General features: G+C 61.8%; 18 protein-coding genes. 10 read left to right on the forward strand and 8 right to left on the reverse strand.

The genetic code is table 11. The annotated features are described in order from the left end of the window. Positions 1 to 13: 13 nt before the first annotated feature. Positions 14 to 1078, reverse strand: a complete 1065-nt coding sequence (locus tag AC0NIH_RS04000; RefSeq protein ID WP_352714727.1) for a TadE/TadG family type IV pilus assembly protein — start codon at positions 1076 to 1078, stop codon at positions 14 to 16. A gap of 208 nt (positions 1079 to 1286) precedes the next feature. Between AC0NIH_RS04000 and lepA the strand changes: the two genes are divergently transcribed. After that, the gene (gene lepA, locus AC0NIH_RS04005; RefSeq protein ID WP_473466432.1) at positions 1287 to 3092 is read left to right on the forward strand and encodes a translation elongation factor 4; all 1806 of its coding nucleotides are present in this window, start codon (positions 1287 to 1289) and stop codon (positions 3090 to 3092) included. Positions 3093 to 3263: 171 nt separating this feature from the next. On the opposite strand, the gene AC0NIH_RS04010 is transcribed toward lepA, so the two are convergent. Then, complete coding sequence (locus AC0NIH_RS04010; RefSeq protein WP_473466430.1) at positions 3264 to 4163, reverse strand: hypothetical protein; 900 nt, start codon at positions 4161 to 4163, stop codon at positions 3264 to 3266. 75 nt (positions 4164 to 4238) lie between these two features. Here AC0NIH_RS04010 and AC0NIH_RS04015 point away from each other — a divergent pair, with 75 nt between their 5' ends. From AC0NIH_RS04015 to AC0NIH_RS04035, 5 genes are all read left to right on the forward strand, one after another. Then, a complete protein-coding gene (locus AC0NIH_RS04015; protein WP_473466427.1) occupies positions 4239 to 4811 on the forward strand; it encodes an Nmad2 family putative nucleotide modification protein in 573 nt (190 codons plus the stop codon). 4 nt (positions 4812 to 4815) lie between these two features. After that, positions 4816 to 5895, forward strand: coding sequence for an ImmA/IrrE family metallo-endopeptidase (locus AC0NIH_RS04020; protein WP_473466425.1), 1080 nt, complete (start codon positions 4816 to 4818; stop codon positions 5893 to 5895). Continuing rightward, positions 5879 to 6406 carry a PIN domain-containing protein gene (locus tag AC0NIH_RS04025; RefSeq protein ID WP_473466423.1) on the forward strand — a complete coding sequence of 176 codons (528 nt, stop codon included), beginning with the start codon at positions 5879 to 5881 and terminating at the stop codon, positions 6404 to 6406. Before AC0NIH_RS04020 ends, AC0NIH_RS04025 begins: the two co-directional genes overlap by 17 nt. A 116-nt stretch (positions 6407 to 6522) precedes the next feature. Further along, positions 6523 to 7032 (forward strand): hypothetical protein, encoded by a 510-nt coding sequence (locus tag AC0NIH_RS04030; RefSeq protein WP_473466420.1) that lies wholly within the window; start codon positions 6523 to 6525, stop codon positions 7030 to 7032. 304 nt (positions 7033 to 7336) lie between these two features. After that, positions 7337 to 7432 (forward strand): hypothetical protein, encoded by a 96-nt coding sequence (locus tag AC0NIH_RS04035; RefSeq protein WP_023769288.1) that lies wholly within the window; start codon positions 7337 to 7339, stop codon positions 7430 to 7432. Positions 7433 to 8170: 738 nt separating this feature from the next. Here AC0NIH_RS04035 and AC0NIH_RS04040 read toward each other — a convergent pair. The 3 genes from AC0NIH_RS04040 to AC0NIH_RS04050 form a co-directional block, all read right to left on the reverse strand. Then, the gene (locus AC0NIH_RS04040; protein WP_473466418.1) at positions 8171 to 9811 is read right to left on the reverse strand and encodes an ABC transporter substrate-binding protein; all 1641 of its coding nucleotides are present in this window, start codon (positions 9809 to 9811) and stop codon (positions 8171 to 8173) included. Positions 9812 to 10223: 412 nt separating this feature from the next. After that, on the reverse strand, positions 10224 to 10730 hold the full coding sequence (gene secB, locus AC0NIH_RS04045) for a protein-export chaperone SecB (RefSeq protein WP_013892096.1): 507 nt from the start codon (positions 10728 to 10730) through the stop codon (positions 10224 to 10226). A 350-nt stretch (positions 10731 to 11080) separates the two neighbouring features. Continuing rightward, on the reverse strand, positions 11081 to 11581 hold the full coding sequence (locus AC0NIH_RS04050; protein WP_031250441.1) for an FxsA family protein: 501 nt from the start codon (positions 11579 to 11581) through the stop codon (positions 11081 to 11083). Positions 11582 to 11780: 199 nt separating this feature from the next. On the opposite strand from AC0NIH_RS04050, the gene AC0NIH_RS04055 reads away from it, so the two are divergent. From AC0NIH_RS04055 to AC0NIH_RS04070, 4 genes are read left to right on the forward strand one after another with little or no spacing between them, the layout of a single operon-like run. Next, complete coding sequence (locus AC0NIH_RS04055) at positions 11781 to 12491, forward strand: Tim44/TimA family putative adaptor protein (RefSeq protein ID WP_013892098.1); 711 nt, start codon at positions 11781 to 11783, stop codon at positions 12489 to 12491. 22 nt (positions 12492 to 12513) lie between these two features. Next, positions 12514 to 13623: a murein transglycosylase A gene (gene mltA, locus AC0NIH_RS04060; RefSeq protein WP_473466415.1), complete on the forward strand. Its 1110-nt coding sequence runs from the start codon at positions 12514 to 12516 to the stop codon at positions 13621 to 13623. Continuing rightward, positions 13620 to 14165: a Smr/MutS family protein gene (locus tag AC0NIH_RS04065; RefSeq protein WP_473466412.1), complete on the forward strand. Its 546-nt coding sequence runs from the start codon at positions 13620 to 13622 to the stop codon at positions 14163 to 14165. Before mltA ends, AC0NIH_RS04065 begins: the two co-directional genes overlap by 4 nt. 25 nt (positions 14166 to 14190) lie before the next feature. Continuing rightward, a complete protein-coding gene (locus tag AC0NIH_RS04070; protein ID WP_023779969.1) occupies positions 14191 to 14559 on the forward strand; it encodes a helix-turn-helix domain-containing protein in 369 nt (122 codons plus the stop codon). 90 nt (positions 14560 to 14649) lie between these two features. Here AC0NIH_RS04070 and AC0NIH_RS04075 read toward each other — a convergent pair whose 3' ends face one another. The 3 genes from AC0NIH_RS04075 to AC0NIH_RS04085 form a co-directional block, all read right to left on the reverse strand. Then, positions 14650 to 14889: a hypothetical protein gene (locus AC0NIH_RS04075; RefSeq protein WP_023769297.1), complete on the reverse strand. Its 240-nt coding sequence runs from the start codon at positions 14887 to 14889 to the stop codon at positions 14650 to 14652. 205 nt (positions 14890 to 15094) lie between these two features. Then, positions 15095 to 15715 (reverse strand): transglutaminase-like cysteine peptidase, encoded by a 621-nt coding sequence (locus tag AC0NIH_RS04080; protein WP_473466409.1) that lies wholly within the window; start codon positions 15713 to 15715, stop codon positions 15095 to 15097. A 244-nt stretch (positions 15716 to 15959) separates the two neighbouring features. Beyond that, positions 15960 to 17237, reverse strand: a complete 1278-nt coding sequence (locus AC0NIH_RS04085; RefSeq protein WP_473466406.1) for a polyhydroxyalkanoate depolymerase — start codon at positions 17235 to 17237, stop codon at positions 15960 to 15962. Between the last annotated feature and the right edge of the window lie 19 nt (positions 17238 to 17256).

A 17256-nucleotide genomic window follows, 5' to 3' on the forward strand; every position in this document is an offset into this window, starting at 1 on the left:
GATCGGCTGTTTCCTACTGCGTCAGCGCCGTGGCCGAGGGCCGCTTGTTGAAGTCGCATTTGCCGGTGACGTTGTAGAAGAAGTCGGCGTTGCTGACAGGCGCCGGGACCGGGTTGCCGCCGTCTTCCCAGGCCTGATAGCTTGTCGCGCCGCAGGGCACGATGCTGAAGATATCGACGGTCTGACCGGTCGCGGTCTCGGTCAGACTGTTCGCGTATGCCCCGTTATAGAGCCGGTTGGATGTCGCCGGATCGTTCGACATCAGCTTCTTCGGGTTACCCGACGGCACGTCCATCTGCAGATAGAGGCCGCCCATCGTGCTGACATCGACCGCCGCGCCGGCACTATTGGCCGGGTACATCGTATCGACACAATAATATTTCGTGCCGCTCGCGTCGGTTTTGAGGGTCACGCCGTTGGGCGGGTTGTTGCCGACGGTGCAGACCTGGTTCTGGACCAAGGTGGTGACGGTCTTCCCCGTTGAATCGGTGGTGAGGACGCTGACGTTGGTGGTGCCGTAGCCCTTGGGGTCCTTGGTGTTGCCATAGGTATAGGCGACCGTCATCAGCGGCTTGGCTACCGTCGCACCGAACTGCGTGCCGTAGAGCGTCATCGTCTTGTTCCAGTAACCCGACACCCCGGTGACCTTGAAGGTCGCGTTTACCAGCGACGGCGGCTTGCTGACCGCCGACCCGACGGCAACCGGCACGGTGTCGATCCGGGCGATTTTCATGAAAATGGTCGGCATGGCGAAACTTGCCGTGGCCCGGGCGGTGGTGGCGGCGGTGGCGGTACCAGCGACAAAGCTGTTCAGCGTCGCGGTGCCTTGTCCGCCGTTGGCGATGAAGGAATCCTGCAGCGCCGCCTGGCGCTGCGCCAGCGTCGAGGTGGTATCCATGGTGGTGACCGACAGCAGCGCCGCATCCAGCGCCTGCTGCTGGTTGGACCGGGTCTGGACCGCGCTGGTATAGTCGACCGAGAAGCCGACGGCGGATATGATCGGCACCAGCATGAGAAAGAACAGCGGCATCATCGACCCGCTGCGTGAACGGGCGAACCCGCTGGCAACCCTGCGCATTTCGCAACCCCCAAAGGCATTAGAGGCTTCGCAGGTACCACGCAGCCGACAAACCAACGTCTAACGCGATAGATCAAAGTTTAGGCATTGCTGGCCGCCGGGCCGGTATTGCGGGCTTTTTGGCGCGGCTCACCGCTTTGTGATCGAAGGGGCAGCCCTTGGCCCGCAAGCCTTGCCGCCGCTGGCCGCCCCTGCTAAAGCGCGCGGCATGAGCACGCCCCTCGACCACATCCGCAATTTCTCCATCGTCGCCCATATCGACCATGGCAAATCCACGCTGGCCGACCGCCTGATCCAGTCCACCGGCGGGCTGGAGCTGCGCGACATGAAGGAGCAGGTGCTGGACTCGATGGATATCGAGCGTGAGCGCGGCATCACCATCAAGGCGCAGACGGTGCGGCTGAAGTACCGCGCGAACAATGGCGAGGACTATATCCTCAATTTGATCGACACGCCCGGACACGTCGACTTCGCCTATGAAGTGTCGCGGTCGCTCGCCGCCTGCGAGGGCTCGCTGCTGGTCGTCGACGCCTCACAGGGCGTCGAGGCGCAGACGCTCGCCAATGTCTACCAGGCGATCGACAACAACCACGAGATCGTCGTGGTGCTGAACAAGGTCGACCTGCCGGCCGCCGAGCCCGAGCGCATCCGCGAGCAGGTGGAAGAAGTGATCGGCATCGACGCTTCCAACGCCGTGCTGATCTCGGCCAAGACCGGGCTTGGCATTCCCGATGTGCTTGAAGCGATCGTCCACCAGCTGCCGCCGCCGCGCGAGGGCGATGCGTCGGCGCCCTTGAAGGCGATGCTGGTCGACTCCTGGTACGACGCCTATCTCGGCGTCATCGTTCTGGTGCGCATCATCGACGGCGTGTTGAAGAAGGGCCAGACCATCCGCATGATGGGTACCGGCGCCAAATACCTGGTCGAGCGCACCGGCGTGTTCACGCCGGCCCGCATCAATGTCGACGAGCTCGGCCCCGGCGAGTTCGGCTTCTTCACCGGCTCGATCAAGGAAGTGGCCGACACCCGCGTCGGCGACACCATCACCGAGGACAAGCGGCAGACCGGCCATGCCCTGCCCGGCTTCAAGCCGGCGCAGCCGGTGGTGTTCTGCGGCCTGTTCCCGGTCGACGCCGCCGATTTCGAGGATCTGCGCGCCGCCGTCGGCAAATTGCGCCTCAACGACGCGTCCTTCTCCTATGAAATGGAAACCTCCGCCGCGCTCGGCTTTGGCTATCGCTGCGGCTTCCTCGGCCTGCTGCACCTCGAAATCATCCAGGAGCGGCTGGAGCGCGAATTCAATCTCGACCTGATCGCCACGGCGCCCTCGGTCGTCTACCGGCTGCTGCTCAATGACGGCTCGATGAAGGAGCTGCACAACCCGGCCGACATGCCCGACGTGGTCAAGATCTCGGCCATCGAGGAGCCATGGATCCGCGCCACGATCCTGACGCCCGACGATTATCTCGGCGGCATCTTGAAGCTTTGCCAGGACCGGCGCGGCATCCAGGCCGACCTCTCCTATGTCGGCAAGCGCGCCATGCTGACCTACGATCTGCCGCTCAACGAAGTGGTCTTCGATTTTTATGATCGCCTGAAATCGATCTCCAAGGGCTACGCCTCGTTCGACTATCACCTGACCGACTACCGCGAGGGCGATCTGGTGAAGATGTCGATCCTGGTCAATGAGGAGCCGGTCGACGCGCTGTCCATGCTGGTGCACCGGACCGCGGCGGAAAAGCGCGGAAGGCAGATGGTCGAGAAGCTCAAGGAGCTGATCCCGCACCATCTGTTCAAGATCCCGATCCAGGCCGCGATCGGCGGCAAGGTCATCGCCCGCGAAACCATCTCGGCGCTGCGCAAGGACGTGACCGCCAAATGCTACGGCGGCGACGTCTCGCGCAAACGCAAGCTGCTCGACAAGCAGAAAGAAGGCAAGAAGCGGATGCGGCAGTTCGGCAAGGTGGATATCCCACAGGAGGCGTTTATCCAGGCGCTGAAGATGGGGGATTGAGAAGCCGGTTGGCGCGCGGAGCGCGCCAAGTCATCGATCCGGTGGATCGATGGCAGGCTTCGAAAGCGGGGGAGTTGCCGGAGGCAGCGGGCCCCCCGCCAGCGCGGCGCTGAAGCTGAACGGTGGAGATTGGGCACCGGCCACTCACGCTCACGAAGAATCAGCGCAGATTTAGCTTTGAGCCTGTTTCCAACTCGCCTTCAGCGATTGAATAACGGTTGGTGTTGGATTTGCAATAATTGGGCTAACAGACAATGTCACGTGCGCACATTTCGAACATTTGTGCTCGTTGGAAGCAGCACGAGCCTGAACACCTTGGTCGCATATCGGTATACCGCATTCTTCGCAATTTATTGACCCAATCACTGCACGTAATTGATGTATTTCACGCTGCGCCATCCAAAGCCGAGCAGCTGTAACGTCTATCTCGGTCGCTCCTATCGTCACAGTGTCGAACGTATCATCCCGTAGCATCATGCCGTCGCCAGCGTACCAGTGTATATGCAAGCCCTCCTCCTCGGGTTTGCAAGCGGTCCAGATTATCGCCTGATTGGACCCCCAAATATCTATCCCTCCGGGAAACTGGTCCCATCGAAGCGATAATGGTCGTTGGGGCAGCACCACAGCCGGATCGATCTTGCTCGAATACCCTTCGCGCAAGGATATCAATGGGTTGGCCACGGTTTCGGCACCGGTAGTATTAACCGTCGAACATGACGGGCATCTGTGGCTCGTCGATGGGTAAGCTGCAGATTGTCGCCCAAGAAAAACGTCCCCTCCGCAATTGGTGCAAATAACATGCCTCATGCGCAAGCCAAGAATCTGGGAGATCATGAAACCTACCGCCGCGTCTTGATCAATCCGTATGTCCCGTCCGGTGGCTTGATCTCTGAAAGTGACTTCATCAAAGCTTTGATCTATGTCTTTGTCGGCTTTTGGTGATTTGCGAGCGTGAACATGTATTCCGGCCTCTTCGTTGGGCCTGTGAGCCGTCATGAAAATCGGCTCGACGCCGCCCCAGATGGCAATCCCTGCGGGGTACTCAAACGGGTCTAATAAAAGATGGTCCATCAAGTTGCCAAATTTGTTTTTATGATGAGAATATAAAGATCATAGCTTAACGTGGCCTTTTCAAGAGGAATAAATATGAACGGCTATGTCTACATAACTGGTCAGGGAGCAGATCCAGGCGCAGGCCGCTTCTTAAAAGATCCGATGTTTGGACCGGTCCCTACACTGGGCGCATGTATGCCAAATATTCGGCGCGCGGTTTCCATCGGCGATTGGATATTTGTCGTCAGCGGGAAGATCGAAAGATTTCAACAGTACATAATCGGCGGGATGCAAGTAGCGGAAAAAATCAGCGCGTTGGAAGCACACGCGAGGTTTCCGGGGAACCGACTGTCGCTGACCCCTGAAGGCCTCCTAGCAGGGAATGTGGTGGTATCCCAGACCGGCGACAAACATCCCCTGGATACTCACTCAGAGGATGGATTTGATCGCCGCGTCGAGAACTTTATTGTAGGGGGCAATTCCATAAACTTAGAAACTCCAGGCCAGGTTCAGCGTAGCCGAAATGAAACCTTACCCATCTTGCAACAGGTCGTCGGTAAACCCGGAAACAGGCCGATTGACGTAATCGGACGCATGTCCAAAATAGGTGGATCAGAGGTCGATACCATGCTTGCATGGCTGGGCGACATTAAGTCGGGAAAATGATCGCGTGAGAAGCAAAATTTCTCGCCTGGAACCACGATTCCCAACCATCTCTAAGCGAACTGGTATCGCGGTCGAGCGACTGCAATCCATATCCCATGGATCAAGTCCAAATCTCAGTGAATTGCTTGCCCTCGGTAAATATCTGCGCATTCCCGTGGACGCGATCGGCGAGTTCGATGACAGCACCGGTGTGGCCGACATGCGCCTTCGCTCGTCCAGTCACCCGGATATGTTTTACTCCTCAGAAATGCGGGTCCGGTTGATCACCGACTTCATATTGAAAGAAGCGGGGCCAGATCAAAGAAATATACAGATAGAAATGAAGGCGAGTACTGATAGCCTTAGATCAATCGACGACACATCGCTCGTGGTAAGAAGCCTTTTTCGCCTTGGGCAGGACATCGACCCAATTAGAGATATTTCCAAGGTCATTAGCGATGCTGGATTGGCTCACATTATTAAGTTGAGAGGCCTTGGGGTGGATGGAGCATGCGTCAGTATAGACGGTATGAATTTCATATTTGTTTCAGCCCAATATCTTCCGAGAATGCGATTCACGATAGCTCACGAATTGGCTCACATAATTTTTGGGCATTGTAGAAATAGGCCAATAATTGACGAAAACATATTCGACGATGAAGCGAGCACGGCGGATGATGAGAAACTAGCTAACGCTTTTGCATCATGCCTCCTGATACCCCTTCTTGGGGCTACGCGATTTATCAGCAGGTTCAAGGAACTATTTGACCAAAAGGATGACTCAATCTCGTCAGTCGAGATCGCGTACATCGCTCGCTTTTTTGGCTCAAGCTTTGAAGCTGCGGGGAACAGGTTGGAGCAGATTCGAGTCATAGATAGAGGGGTCACGGCTCGGATTTTGAGCGAAATTAGAAAGAATTTCGAGAGCGCGGAGGCCTACATGCGTAGCCTTCCGGTCAAAGATAATTACGATGAAATCCCGGTATTGTCCCCCGCCATAAAGTCGTTCGTTAGGTCAAAGATCGAGGATGGCCAATATTCTGTCAGTCGTGTTGCCAATATATTTGGGTATGCGGTGAACGAAGTTTATGAATTTATCCGATAGCGTCAGATTCGACACCTGCAGCTGGGTTAACCTCGTTAATTGCGGGCTTCTACAGACCGTGCTTGCTTTTCTCAGGGGACAAAAGGCGATTGTAGGAGCGGTCCAGATGGAGATGAGCGGCCCTTATCGGGAACTGTTCGATACACTTCATTCGGACAACGTATGCGGCCTGTGCGAGAGTGAGGTGGACCCCGATGAACTGCAGGATTTCATTCGAACCGAGAATATCGGGCAGGGAGAAGCGCATTCGATACTCGCGTGCCGGAATCAAGATATCTACTTTGTTTGCGACGATCGACGGGCGAGACTGGTCGCGGAAAGAATTATCGGGCAGGAGAAAGTCATAGGCTCAATAGGTATCTTGTGTAGCCTGTTGGCGAGCGGAATTTTGGATATCGAAAAAACACTCCTATGTCTGGATAGGATGACGGAATCGGGCGGATTTTTGCCGGCAATGGACGCCGACTATTGGCGCAGATGCGAGGCTGGTGACGCCCGACTAACGCATTGAATTTGGCCTTTGAACAATCTCCCGTGATCGCAGTCGCCGTCGTTCTACCCCGATCTACACAGTGTTGTTGTTAACCCGCACCGGAGTATCCTCTCTCCGTCTTCGGGAAACATCACATGCGTTCCAATCTAGACACCATCGCCTCTCTCGGCCTCGCCATCGGCGGTGCCTTCGGCCTGGCCGGCACCTTCGTCGCCAGCGCGCCGCGTGAAACGCTCTGGACGATCGACGGCGCGGCGCTGGTGGTGGCGACGGCGCTGTTGACGATGAAATACCAGCGGCTGGGCAATGATTGCGTCGCCGCGGGCTTCCTGACCTTCCTGGCCGGCGAGACGCTGCTGATGGCCGGCAATGCGGCGGGGTTGGAGGCCAGCGTGCCTTCCTATGTCGGCGGCATCTCGCTTTGGGCGGCGGCACTGGTCATGGTCAGCGCGCCCAGGACATTTGCGCTGTGGATGCGGCTCACCGCGCTGGTGGCCGCCGTGCTGTTTGTCGTCTCGGCTTGCATGATCCTCTGGGGCGCGCCCTTGCTGCCGACCTCGGCGCCGCTGCCTGCCGCCGGCTATCCGTTCCTGGTGCTGACTTTTGTTGGGTGGATCTGGACGCTGATGAGGGATGAGCGGTGAGGGGGACGCGGTCTTCCTTCCCCCCTTGTGGGGGAAGGTGGATCGGCGCGCAGCGCCGAGACGGGGTGCTCCAGCGGAGTGAGGCGTTGGTGTTTTCTGGTTCGATCTCGTGATTGTTTGACGGTAGCGCCAAGCTGGAACACCCCTCATCCGACCTCGCTTCGCGAGGCCACCTTCCCCCACAAGGGGGGAAGGGAGGAACGCGCTTCACCGCTGCACCGCCCGATCCGGCATCCACCCCGCATTGACATCGCGCGAATGCCGGCGTCATTGGGCGCCGGCCATGGGGGCTAGGGGATTATCCATGAAAAAGATCTATGAAAAGCCGTCGCTGAACAAGCGCGAGAAGCTCTCGGCCGTGACGGCCATCGCCTGTCCGATCTCGCAACCCTGCGGGTAATAGAGTCCGCAGGAGGCCTTCCCGGGCGGGCTTCCCCGCGCTGCCGCCGGCTATTCGAGCGATGAGCGCGCGGCTGACGCAACATATCAAGTAGGGCGCCGACGCGCCTTCCTTCCCCCCTTGTGGGGAAGGTGGATCGGCGCGCAGCGCCGAGACGGATGAGGGGTGCTCCAGCGGAGTGAGGCGGTAAAAGTTCTGCTTGCTTCAGGGCACTACCGTTGACGTATCGCCAAGCTGGAACACCCCTCATCCGTCTTGCCGCTTCGCGGCAATCCACCTTCTCCCACAAAGGGGAGAAGGGAAGACCTTCACCGCCCGCGCCGCCCGAGCGCTCTCCCAAGATCAATCCAACATGACGGTACGAAACCGTACCAAGTTCCCGGCTCGGTTGCTCGTGCAATAGGGGATCGGTACACAAATCGGGCGGCGGACCTGAACAAGGTCGCTGGGTGGCCGGCGCGGGGCTCAGGCAATTGTCACAACGGCATCGCGCCGGCCATTTCCCCAAGAGGGGCCTGCGCCAAATGTAGTCGGCAAAGCCCGGGCGGCGCTTCTCGCCAGCTTCCCGCTTCCCCCGCCCGTCGAGATCCGCGCGTCCAGCAACATTTTCGCTGTGATCGCGCCGTTTTCGGCGCGGCGATCCGGCGGCTGGCGCCGGGCGGAAGTCCGGCGCCATCGCAACAGCGGCAATCAGCCGGCCCGGGCGCCGGGGGGCGCGAGCTGGAGTGCTCTTCGATGCTAAGACTCGATCCACACCTTTTCGAAATGCTGCTCCAGCGCCTGGTGCTGTTCGCAGCCTTCGACGCCCTTGCGGTAGGTGCGGTAGACCGAGCGCCAGTAGGGTTGGATGATGATGCCTGAATCGCGCAAATTCTTCTCGATGCCGGCCATGATCTCCTTGCGCGCCTTGGCATCCGGGGTGGCCAGCGCCTTGTCGAGCAGCTCGTCGAACTCCTTGTTGGCGTAGGCGCTTTCGTTCCAGGCGGCTCCCGACTTGTAGGCGAGCGCCAGCACCTGGACGCCGAGCGGGCGGCCGAGCCATTCGGTGCAGGAGAAGGGATATTTGCTCCAGTCGTTCCAGAAGGTGGCGGCGGGCAGCACGGTGCGCTTGATCTTCAACCCGGCCTCGCGCATCTGCGCGGCGATCGCATCGCCGGTGCTCTTTTGCCATTCGACGTCGACCGAGATGAGGTCGTATTCGTGGCCTGCCTTGCCGGAGTCTGCCAGCAGCTTCTTGGCCGCCTCCACATCGCGCTTGGCCGGGCCGACATCGGCATATTCGGGGTGCATGGGCCCGACATGGTGGTTGTCGGCGGGTTTCCCGCGGCCGTCGAGGCCGAGCTTCAGCACGGCGGAATTGTCGACGGCGAGCTGGGCGGCGCGGCGCAGCTTGACGTCCTCATAGGGCGCGTTGCCGACATTGAAGCGGGCGACGATGGTGGAGCCGGTAGCGATCTCGGAGTTCTTGAGCCCCATCTGCTCGGTCTGCGAGACGGCATCGGAGGCGGTTTCGTGGTCGGTGTCGATCTCGCCGGATTCGAACGCCGACAGCATGGCGTTGGGGTCGGAGCCGTAGTCGACCCATTTGATGCCGTCGAGCCAGAATTCGCCCTTCCACCAGGGCTTCGACTTGCGCTTCACCTCGGCGCCGGTCTCGGCGTCCCAGCTCACCAGCTCGCAAGGGCCGGTGGTTATGGCGAGCCCCTTCATGGGGTCGCCGTCGCCGTCATAGGAGCGGTGCATGATCAGCGCCGGATAGTCGGCCATGCCGGCGATCAGCGAAATGTCTGGCTTGGGCAGGTTGAGCTTGATGGTGAAGTCGTCGACCTTCTCGATGCCGCCATCGACCACCTTCTTGGTGTCGGCGTCGACCAGCGCGCCCATGCGCGCGGCGACCGAATTGCCGGCGACACCGGCCTCGCACCAGCGGGTGAGGTTGTGGACGACATCGTCGGCGTTGAAGGCGTCGCCGTTCGACCAGGAAATGCCCTTGCGCACATGCAGCGTCAGCGTCCTGGCGTCGTCGCTCATCTCCCACTTTTCGAGCAGCCAGGGCTCGAACGAGAAATCGGTGTTCCAGCGCACCAGATATTCGTTGCAGTGGCGGGCGACATTCGACATTTCCACGCCGTCGAAGGTGCGCGGGTCCTTGAAACCCTTGACGTTCATGGCGACACGCAAGGTGCCGCCCTTCTTCGGCTCGGCCGCGCGGGCCGGGGTTGGGGCGAGACCGCCGAGCGCCAGCGCACCGGCGGCGCTGACGCCGAGGCCGGCCATCAGCGCGAAATATTCACGGCGGTTGATGCCGCCCTTCCTGAAATCGTCGGCGACGGGCCCGGCTTGCGGATGCAGCTTGCGGTCGGTCAGCATGAATTTCATCCTCATTCCCCTGTTGTTGAGCGTTCCGGTCGGTCGCCAACGCGGGGCCGCGACCGCCGGGGTGCCATTTGCCGGGGGAATGATAGGGCTGGGTGACGCCAGGGAGTGTTCTGGAATCCGCAGGAGTTATGCGATGCTCCGCAGGGGGTGTCCGACGTCGAGTTCTACGGCGCCCCCCTCTGTCCTGCCGGACATCTCCCCCTCGAGGGGGGAGATCGGATGTCGTTTCTGGTTTCGCCAATCTCCAACGTTGCAGAAATGAGCGTCGCGCCGGAGCTGCCAATCTCCCCCCTTGAGGGGGAGATGCCCGGCAGGGCAGAGGGGGGCGCTGTCCCGCCGGGCCTTGCAAGGTAGCGCCCAACAAAAAACCCGGCGCGAGGCCGGGTTTTTCAAGCATCCGTTCAGGCTGAAATCAGCTGACCTGGGTCTTCGAGGCCGCGGCCTGGTCTTCGGCCATCTTCTGCTGGAACATCTGCGCGAAATCGATCGGGTCGAGCATCAGCGGCGGGAAGCCGCCGTTGCGGGTCGCCTCGGCGATGATCTGGCGGGCGAAGGGGAACAGAAGGCGCGGGCATTCGATGAACAGGATCGGCAGCATGTGCTCCTGCGGGAAGCCGGAAATGGCGAAGACGCCGCCATAGACCAGCTCGACGTTGAACAGCACTTCCTGGTCGAAGGAGGCCTTGGCGTTCAGCGTCAAATTGACGTCGAACTGCTTGTCGGAGAGCGGATTGGCGTTGACGTTGACGTTGATGGCGATGCCGGGCGCCTTGTCGCGGCCGCGCAGCGAATTGGGCGCGCCGGGGCTTTCGAAGGACAGGTCCTTCACATATTGGGCCAGGACGTTGAGCGACGGCTGCTGCGCCGCGTTGCCGTTTCCGTTGGCCGCGCCGACCGGCGCGTCATCATTGCTGGCCATGAGCCTTTTCCTTTTGCCTGGGCAGCGTTGCTGACCGAATTGAAATCGGGCGTTCGCTACCATGGTCGGCATGACAAGACAAGGTTTGCCGCCTTCGGGTGCGGGGCGATTGCGGTTGGCTTCGGTTGGCTTCGGTTTTGCGTTGGAGAATCGTTCTGAGAGGTCAGCGCCGCCCCTCATCTGGCTGCCGCCATCTTCTCCCCGTGAACGGGGAGAAGGACGCTGGACCGCCGATTTCGCCAATTGTCGGCGGCGTTGAGGTTAGCTTCTTTCGCCCCGTTTACGGGGAGAAATGCCCGGCAGGGCAATGAGGGGCAGCGCTAACGTTCGGGACAGGCAGGAACAGCGCCCTAATCATCCTTCAGCCGCCGCCAGGGCGAATTGTGATCCGGGCCGCGCTTCAAATCGTCCTCGCGCGAATAGTCGCCGTCGTCGAGGTCGATGACCTTGTCGCGCTGGCGTCCGCGAAAACCGCCGGTCGAGAAATTGGTGGCGACGACGATGCGGCCCTTGAGCCGGCTCCAGGCAAGGTCGCGCACCGGCGGCAGGAACAAGAGCAGGCCGATGATGTCGGTGATGAAACCCGGGATGATCAGGAGGATCGCCGCGACCACGATCATGGCGCCGTGGGCGAGCTGGCGGCTGGGATCATGGCCGTCGTTCATCTCGGTGCGGATGCGCGACATGACCCCAAAACCCTGGTGCCGCAGCAAGAGCACGCCGGCGAGGCTCGAGGCCAGCACCAGGCCGACCGTCGCCAGCGCGCCGATCTCTCGGCCGACGACGACGAAACCGGCGATTTCCAGCAGCGGAAGTGCGAGGAGAAAGAAGGGAAGCAGCGAAATGCGCAAGTCTTTACCGACCATTCGATTGTTTTGTCCCTTCGGCGACCAATCGCCGCTGGCACTAGGGCTGTTAGATAGGTATGCCTGCCTTTGATTTGAATGATTGCGCCTTGCGTTCTATATGCTTTGGATAATGAACGCTATGCGACCGTCGGCTCCGGGCCGGGCGGTCCGGCCACGAGGCAGGGATTGATTGGCGGAAGACATGGGATTCTTCGACTTCGGCACGATTTTCTTCCTGATCGCGGCGGTGGTGATCTTCTTCCAGCTGCGCAATGTGCTGGGCCGTCGGACCGGTAGCGAGCGGCCGCCTTTCGACCCCTACACGGCGGCGCGCACCGGCGACAAGGACGCCGCCCAGAAGCCCGAGAATGTCGTGTCGCTGCCGCGCAAGCGGCTGCCGGGCGAGCCGGCCGCACCCGACGCCTATGCGGCGATCGATGCCTTCGCCAAGCCGGACACCGACCTCAACAAGGGCCTGCGCACGATCAAGGACAATGATCCGTCCTTCGATCCCAAGGGTTTCGTCGACGGCGCCAAGATGGCCTACGAGATGATCGTCATGGCCTATGCCGATGGCGACCGCAAAACGCTGAAGAACCTTCTGTCGCGCGAGGTTTTCGACGGCTTCGTCGCCGCGATCGGCGAGCGCGAGGCCAAGTCGGAGAAGATCCAGTCGTCCTTCGTCGGCATCGACAAGGCCGATATCGTGTCGGCCGAGATGAAGGGCGGCGAGGCGCATGTCACGCTGCGCATCATCAGCGAGCTGATCTCGGCGACGCGCGACAAGGCCGGCACCGTCATCGACGGCGATCCCGAAACCGTGGCCGAGGTCAAGGACGTCTGGACCTTCGCCCGCGACACGCGCTCGCGCGATCCGAACTGGAAGCTCGTCGCCACCGAAGAAGAAGACTGAGCCTTAACAACGGCGGGCTCCGGTGTCGCTATCGCCTCTCTTTTCGGCAAAGTCTTTCGATGATCTCCCCGGCTGGGGCGACGACGACCATCTGCCGGCGTTCGAGGCCTTTCGCCGTTCCGCCTTCCACGTCCTGGCCAAGCCTTACCGGAGCGGTGCGCTCGGCGTCGATTTCGGCGCTTTCGCGGAGGCCTATGCCGATGCGCGCGGCGCCTCTTCGCCGAGCGGGGCGCAGGCCCGCGCGTTCTTCGCCCGCACGTTCTTCGAACGCCATTTCGTCCCCATGCTGGTGCGGGCCGAGACCGGCCTCGTCACCGGCTTCTACGAGCCGCAGGTCGAGGCGTCGCCAGTGCGAACGCAGCATTTTTCCGTGCCGCTCATGTCGCGGCCGGCCGATCTCGTCGATGTCGACGACGCCAACCGACCTGACGGCATGGACCCATATCTCGCCTTCGCGCGGCGGACGGGGGACGGGCTGGCTGAATATTTCGACCGTGGCGCCATCGAGCGCGGTGCGCTCGCCGGACAAGGGCTGGAGATCGCCTGGCTCGCCGACAAGGTCGATGCCTTCTTCATCCATGTGCAAGGGGCGGCGCGGCTCGCCATGACGGACGGCCGGCTTTGCCGCGTCACCTATGCGGCCAAATCCGGCCAGCGTTTCACCGGGCCCGGCAAGATCCTGAGCGAGCTGGGCGAAATCCCGCTCGCCGAGGTGACGATGCAATCGATCCGCGCCTGGTTCAAGGCACATCCGGACCGCGTCGACGAGATCCTGTGGCAGAACCGCTCCTATATCTTCTTCCGCGAGGCGGCGGTGGATGACTCTAGCCTTGGCCCGATCGCCGCCGCCAAGGTGCCGCTGACACCGGGCCGCTCGATCGCCGTCGACCGGCTGCTGCACACATTCGGCACGCCCTTTTATATCGACGCGCCGACGCTCACCGCCTTCGACACAAGACCGTTCCGGCGGCTGATGATCGCGCAGGACACCGGTTCGGCCATCACCGGGCCAGCGCGCGGCGATCTGTTCGCCGGTTCGGGCGATGCCGCCGGCGAGATCGCCGGCGTGGTGCGCAACGCCGCCGACTTCTTTGCGCTGGTGCCGCGCCCGCTGGTCGAGGGCGCGCGATGAGCAAGCGCCCGGATAGACCGCATGAGAACAAGCTGAGCGAGGACGACCGGGTGCTGTGGAACCTGGTGGCGCGCTCCGCCAAGCCGCTGAAGGGCAGAACCGCCGTCGACATTCCAGACATTGCGCTTGAAGCCAAGCCGACGCCGTCGCAACCGGCCCAGCCCGCCGCCAATGCGGTGGGTGCGGCAAAGCCGAAGCCACAGCATGTCACGCACCGCCTGGACGACCCGACGCTGGACAAATTGTCGAAGGGCCGGCTGCCTATCGAGGGCCGCGTCGACCTGCATGGGATGACGCAGGACGAGGCCTATTCGCTGCTGTTTTCGTTCCTGCATCGGGCGCATGCCGGCGGCATCCGCTATGTGCTGGTCATCACCGGCAAAGGGTCGTCCTCAGGCGGCGACGGCGTGCTGCGGCGCGCGGTGCCGGCCTGGCTGTCGACGCCGGCATTCCGGCCGCTGGTCTCCAGCCACGACCATGCGGCCCGCAACCATGGCGGTTCGGGCGCGCTCTATATCAGGCTGCGGCGGGTGCGCTCGTGAGACCCCAAGCCAAGGGGCCGGGTGCATGACCCCGTTCGGCGAGAAGCTGCGGGCGCTCCGAAGCGAGCGCGGCGTCAGCCAGAAGGATATGGCTGCCGCGATCGGCGTCAGTGCGGCCTACCTGTCGGCGCTCGAGCACGGCCGGCGCGGCGCGCCGACCTGGACGCTGATCCAGAAGATCATCGGCTATTTCAACATCATCTGGGACGATGCCGAGGAGCTGGCGCGGCTGGCCGAGGCCTCGCATCCGCGTGTCAGGCTGGACACGTCGGGCCTGAGCCCGGCCGCCACCGAGCTCGCCAACCTTTTGGCCGAGAACATCGAAAAGCTCGACGAGGCGGAGCTTCGCAACATCACCGCATCGATCCGCGCGGCACTCGGCCGGCGGCCGTAGCCGGCGATTGCAGAATTCCGAGGCGGCTGGACATTCGTCTCAACGCAAAACAGCGCCCGCCGGCGACAGCCGGCGGGCGCTGTAGCGAGATCAATTCTTGCCGGCAGTGCTGCCGCCGCCATTGCCGCCCCTGCCGCCATTGCCTTGATGGTCACGGCCACCATTGCCGCCGCCCAGGCATTCCGAAGTGCCGGCGCCGCAACAGCGGCCGGCCCAAACGTCGTTGGTCTTCGTATTGGCACAGCTAACGGTCTGGTCGGCCAGAGCAGATCCGGCCAGGCCCGACAGCGCGACCGTGGCGAGAAGGGTGTTACGCAGAAAAGCAGTCATTTGAAGTCTCCATGGTTGGTTTCGGTTCACGGCTGTGTGTCGCCGGCCGGACCGAAATGGTTCATGGAGGTGCGGAGGATTTTTTGTAACGGCTCGAGAAGCCTCCCCGCTTTCGTCATCCCACGGGCGGAGCGGGAGCGAAGCGGACGCGCAGACCCGAGGATGACGAAGCAACGCGTGCGACCACCCAGGAGGACCGCGAAACCTACTGCACCGACCCGACCAGGACCTGCTGGCCACCGCGGATCGAGACCCAGCGGCCGGTGTTGTCGATCGCTTGCCGCTTGAGGAAGCGATAGCCGGTCTGGTCCCATGGCCTGACCTTGTCGGTCAGATTGTCGAGCACATAGTCGCCCCCGTCGGTGCGCACCGTCAGCACGGCGTGCCCTTCGCCGTCGGGCTTGCGCACCACGGTCATCAGGAGGTTGGCCAGCGATACGCCCATGCGGGAGAGCTGGCGGCGCTTTTCCAAGACATAGTCCTCGCAATCGCCGACGCCCTTGTCGGGATAGGCCCAGACCTCGTCCTTGCCGTAGATGTCCATGTCGCTCATCGGCTTGACGGCGGCGTTGACCCTGGAGGTGACATTGGCCAGCTTGCGCATCAAGCCATCGGTCAAGGCGGCGGGCGCCAGCCTGGGCGGACGGATCGAGCATTCGCCGGGATACAGCCTGCAGAAATCGTAGTGGCCGATCGGCTGCGAGGTAAGGCCCCCGGTCGCCATTACTCCGGCCGCCAAAGCCGGCGCCACCCAGCCTCCCGTTACTGCCAGCCCGGCTGCTGCCACGCACGCGCGCAGCCATCGCGCCATCGTTGAGGAATTCATTGTCCCCGCTCACCCTGTTGTTAACGAAAAGTTAAGGGCGATTTACAGTCCGTGTCAATTACGACGACAGTCTGATTTGCAGCATGGTTACCCGCGGGGAGGAACAGCGTCTATTGTGCAACAGAACCGGGCTTGTGGCCGGCTTTTGCGCCTATTGGTCCGGCTTCCGGCGGCCGCTGCCGCTTTTTTTCGTCTTTTGAAGCATTGCGGAGGCAAAACCGGTCAACGGTCTTGCCGCGATTGCCTATCGCTTGGCGGTGCGGACCAGCTTCGGCTTGACCGCGACCCGGGTCTGGCGGCCATAGCTGGTGATGAAATCGACGATGCGCGGCACGATCTCGGAGCGGAAGCGCGAGCCGTTGAAGACGCCGTAATGGCCGACCGCCGGCTGCATGTAGTGCGCCTTCCTGTCGGCCGGGATGTTGACGCACAGATCCTGCGCCGCCTTGGTCTGGCCGAGGCCCGATATGTCGTCGTTCTCGCCCTCGACGGTGAACAAAGCGACGTTGCGGATGACGGACGGATCGATCCTGGTGCCGCGATGCGTCATCTCGCCCTTGGGCAAGGCATGGCGCACGAAGACGGTGTCGACGGTCTGCAGGTAGAATTCCGCCGTCAGGTCCATCACCGCCAGATATTCGTCGTAGAAATCGCGGTGCTTCTCGGCATTGTCGCCGTCATGCTTCACGAGGTGCATGAAGAAGTCCTTGTGGGCGATGATGTGGCGGTCGAGGTTCATGCTCATGAAGCCGGAGAGCTGCAGGAAGCCCGGATAGACCTCGCGGCCGAAGCCGGGCACCGGCCAGGGCGCTTGCATGACGACATTGTCGCGGAACCAGTCGATGCCCTTTTCCTCCGCCAGCAGGTTGACCGCGGTCGGGTTGCGGCGGGTGTCGATCGGGCCGCCCATCAGGGTCATGGTCGAGGGCACGAAAGGATCGCCCTTGGCTTCCATCAGCGCCGCCGCGGCCAGAACCGGCACGGAAGGCTGGCATACAGCCATCACATGGGTGTCCGGACCCAGCGTGTGCAGCATGTCTATGACATAGTCGATATAATCGTCGAGATCGAAGCTGCCGTCCGACAGCGGCACCATGCGGGCATCGACCCAGTCGGTGATGTGGACATCGGCGTAGGGCAGCATGGCTTCGACCGTGCCGCGCAGCAGCGTCGCGTAGTGGCCCGACATCGGCGCCACGATCAGAAGCTTCGGATCCGGCCGGCGCCCGGCGGGAACCGCGCGCTCGAAGCGGACGAGATTGCAGAACGGCTTCGACCAGACGGTCTTTTCGGCGACCGCGACGCTTTTCCAGTCGACCACTGTCTTGTCGAGGCCGAAGACCGGCTTGCCGTAGCGTCGCGTGGTGCGCTCGAACAGTTCGGCGGTCGCCGCGATGGAACGGCCCCAGGGCGTGTGCGAAAACGGATTGAGCGGGTTGGAGTAGAACAGCCGCACCGCGTCGGCGTAAAGACGCGCGGGTTGCAGGACGGCGTGGTTCATTTCATAGAGCTGGTAGAACATCGAGAACCTCGCTGCTGCC

Source organism: Mesorhizobium sp. WSM1386, from assembly GCF_055901595.1.

What these genes read in the sequence shown, in the direction of transcription:
- AC0NIH_RS04000 (WP_352714727.1), bottom strand. Translation starts at nt 1,078, where the DNA reads ATGCGCAGGGTTGCCAGCGGGTTCGCCCGTTCACGCAGCGGGTCGATG.
- lepA (WP_473466432.1), top strand. Translation starts at nt 1,287, where the DNA reads ATGAGCACGCCCCTCGACCACATCCGCAATTTCTCCATCGTCGCCCAT.
- AC0NIH_RS04010 (WP_473466430.1), bottom strand. Translation starts at nt 4,163, where the DNA reads ATGGACCATCTTTTATTAGACCCGTTTGAGTACCCCGCAGGGATTGCC.
- AC0NIH_RS04015 (WP_473466427.1), top strand. Translation starts at nt 4,239, where the DNA reads ATGAACGGCTATGTCTACATAACTGGTCAGGGAGCAGATCCAGGCGCA.
- AC0NIH_RS04025 (WP_473466423.1), top strand. Translation starts at nt 5,879, where the DNA reads ATGAATTTATCCGATAGCGTCAGATTCGACACCTGCAGCTGGGTTAAC.
- AC0NIH_RS04030 (WP_473466420.1), top strand. Translation starts at nt 6,523, where the DNA reads ATGCGTTCCAATCTAGACACCATCGCCTCTCTCGGCCTCGCCATCGGC.
- AC0NIH_RS04035 (WP_023769288.1), top strand. Translation starts at nt 7,337, where the DNA reads ATGAAAAAGATCTATGAAAAGCCGTCGCTGAACAAGCGCGAGAAGCTC.
- AC0NIH_RS04040 (WP_473466418.1), bottom strand. Translation starts at nt 9,811, where the DNA reads ATGAAATTCATGCTGACCGACCGCAAGCTGCATCCGCAAGCCGGGCCC.
- secB (WP_013892096.1), bottom strand. Translation starts at nt 10,730, where the DNA reads ATGGCCAGCAATGATGACGCGCCGGTCGGCGCGGCCAACGGAAACGGC.
- AC0NIH_RS04055 (WP_013892098.1), top strand. Translation starts at nt 11,781, where the DNA reads ATGGGATTCTTCGACTTCGGCACGATTTTCTTCCTGATCGCGGCGGTG.
- AC0NIH_RS04065 (WP_473466412.1), top strand. Translation starts at nt 13,620, where the DNA reads ATGAGCAAGCGCCCGGATAGACCGCATGAGAACAAGCTGAGCGAGGAC.
- AC0NIH_RS04070 (WP_023779969.1), top strand. Translation starts at nt 14,191, where the DNA reads ATGACCCCGTTCGGCGAGAAGCTGCGGGCGCTCCGAAGCGAGCGCGGC.
- AC0NIH_RS04075 (WP_023769297.1), bottom strand. Translation starts at nt 14,889, where the DNA reads ATGACTGCTTTTCTGCGTAACACCCTTCTCGCCACGGTCGCGCTGTCG.
- AC0NIH_RS04080 (WP_473466409.1), bottom strand. Translation starts at nt 15,715, where the DNA reads ATGAATTCCTCAACGATGGCGCGATGGCTGCGCGCGTGCGTGGCAGCA.
- AC0NIH_RS04085 (WP_473466406.1), bottom strand. Translation starts at nt 17,237, where the DNA reads ATGTTCTACCAGCTCTATGAAATGAACCACGCCGTCCTGCAACCCGCG.